Origin of the sequence: Pseudomonas taiwanensis DSM 21245 (assembly GCF_000425785.1) — a bacterium.
Lineage (GTDB): Bacteria > Pseudomonadota > Gammaproteobacteria > Pseudomonadales > Pseudomonadaceae > Aquipseudomonas > Aquipseudomonas taiwanensis.
This window is the reverse complement of sequence record NZ_AUEC01000058.1, coordinates 1-2,459: the sequence shown is the minus strand read 5'-3', so window position 1 is coordinate 2,459 and position 2,459 is coordinate 1. Positions and strand designations below refer to the sequence as shown.

Annotated in this window: 2 protein-coding genes; both read left to right on the top strand. The window is 64.9% G+C overall.

Annotated features, from left to right (window positions below):
• The coding region (locus H620_RS0118775) for a phosphopantetheine-binding protein (RefSeq protein ID WP_027907861.1) at nt 1-434 on the top strand (434 nt) is incomplete at its 5' end.
• The coding region (locus tag H620_RS0118770; protein WP_155950808.1) for a condensation domain-containing protein at nt 409-2,459 on the top strand (2,051 nt) is incomplete at its 3' end. The genes H620_RS0118775 and H620_RS0118770, both read left to right, overlap by 26 nt.

The window sequence follows — 2,459 nt, the reverse complement described above, 5'->3', positions numbered from 1 at the left end:
TGCGCAGTCTGCTGCCTGACTACATGGTGCCCACGTACCTGGTGCTGCTGACCAGCCTGCCGCTGAGCCCCAACGGCAAGCTCGACCGCAAGGCCCTGCCTGCGGTCGATGCTGCACCGACGTGTGCACGGTTCCGTGCTCCGCAGACTGAACTCGAACGGCAACTGGCGTTGATCTGGCAGGAGGTGCTGGGCCTTGAGCGGGTTGGCCTGGATGACGACTTCTTCGCCCTTGGTGGCCACTCGCTGCAGGCGGTGATGCTGCTGTCGCGCATTCGCGGTGCATTCGGCGTCGAGCTGCCGGTCAAGGAATTCTACGAACTGCGCCAGCTCGGGCAGCTGGCGACGCATCTGCAAGGTGATGCCGGGCAGGCGGCCGATGAGCTCGACCTGATCTTCGGCGCGCTCGATGAACTGGAGGAAAGCAATGCCTGAGCACAAGCAGGACCGTACAGAGGAACTGGTGGCGCGCCTGCGCAACCTCGATGGCGAGCGCCGTCGGCAGCTGTTTGCCAAGCTGGCCCAGGCCGGTGTCAACGTAGCCCGCCTGCCGATCGTGCCGGCTCTGGAGCAGGGGCCGCAGCCGCTGTCCTACGCCCAGCAGCGCCAGCACTTCCTGTGGCAGCTGGAGCCGACCGGCAGCGCTTACAACATCCCGGCAGTGCTGCGTTTGCACGGTGCCCTCGACAGGGCTGCGCTGCAGGCCGGCCTTGACGACCTGGTGCGTCATCAGGGCAGCTTGCGCACACGCTTCATCGAGCACCAGGGACAGGTTTGCCAAGTGATCGACGAGGCACTGCGCCTGACGCTGGTGGTCGATGAACTGGGCGCGAACGAAGACACCGAGTCAGCGATCAAGGCCTATGCCGAACATTGCACCGGCCAGCCATTCGACCTGATGCAGGGGCCGCTGGCCCGGATCAATCTGCTGCGCGTCGGGTCGGACGACCATGTGCTGGTGCTGGCCTTGCACCACAGCATCGCCGATGGCTGGTCGGTCAACGTGCTGGTCGAACAGTGGCTTGCCTGCTACGCCAGCCGCTTGCACGGCCAGTCCGCGCCACTGGACGATGTGCCGATCCAGTATGCCGACTATGCCGCCTGGCAACGCCAATGGCTGGAGTCGGGGGAGGGGGATCGCCAGCTGGCTTATTGGAAGGGCCACCTGGGCGAGGCGCCTGAAGTGTTGACCCTGCCCAGCGACCGGCCACGTCCGACCCAGGCCAGCCATCAGGGCGCGGTGCTCGACCTGAACGTTGCGCCGGCATTGCTGGATGGGCTCAAAGCGTTGGCGCAGCGCCAGGATGTGAGTCTGTTCATGCTGTTGCTGGCGTCGTTCCAGCTACTGTTGCACCGCTACAGCGGGCAGGCTGACATCCTTGTGGGCGTGCCGGTGGCCAACCGTAACCGAATGGAGACCGAGCGACTCATCGGCTTCTTCGTCAACACCCAGGTGATGAAGGCGCGCATCGACGGTCTGCAGCCTTTTACAGCCTTGCTGGCGCAGGTGCGCGAAGCGGCCCAGCAGGCCCAGGCTCATCAGGACCTGCCCTTCGAGCAACTGGTCCAGGCGCTGCAGCCGCAGCGCAGCATGAGCCACAGCCCGCTGTTCCAGGTGATGTTCAACCATCAACTGGAGGGCGCTGGCCAGCGCCTGGCAGTGCCGGGACTGAAAGTGCGGCAGGTGACACGCGATGAGCGCTCGGCACAGTTCGACCTGAGCCTGGATACCGTCGAAAGCCCCACCGGGCTGGTGGCCAGCCTGACCTACGCCACCGACCTGTTCGACCGCTGCAGCGCCGAGCGCCTGCTAGGTCATTGGCACAACTTGCTGCAGGGCATCGTGGCCAACCCCTGCGAACGGGTGCAAGCCTTGCCATTGTGCGATGCCAGCGAGTTGCAGCAGTGGGTGCAGGGCATCAACGCCCCCGTCGTCGATTACCCGTCGGACACCTGCGTCCACAACTTGATCGAAGCTCAGGCGCAGAACACCCCGGATGCGGTTGCGTTGGTGTTCGGCGACCGCCAGTTGAGCTACCGCGAGCTGGACCAGCAGGCCAACCAGTTGGCGCACCGACTGATCGAGCATGGCGTCGGCCCCGATGTGCTCGTCGGTATTTGCATGGAGCGCAGTGTCGAGATGGTGGTGAGCCTGCTGGCGGTGCTCAAGGCCGGTGGCGCCTATGTGCCGCTGGACCCTGAATACCCGCGCGAGCGCCTGGCCTATATGGTCGAGGACAGCGGTATCGCATTGCTGCTGACTCAATCGCACCTGCGCGCTCAACTGCCGGTGCCGACCTCGATGCGTGTCCTGAATGTGGATGAGCAGGACTACCTTGCGTGCTCCACCGAGGCTACCGGCGTACAGCCGCAGCCAGAAAACCTGGCCTACGTGATCTACACCTCCGGCTCCACCGGCAAACCCAAGGGCGCCGGCAACCGTCACAAGGCCCTGAGCAA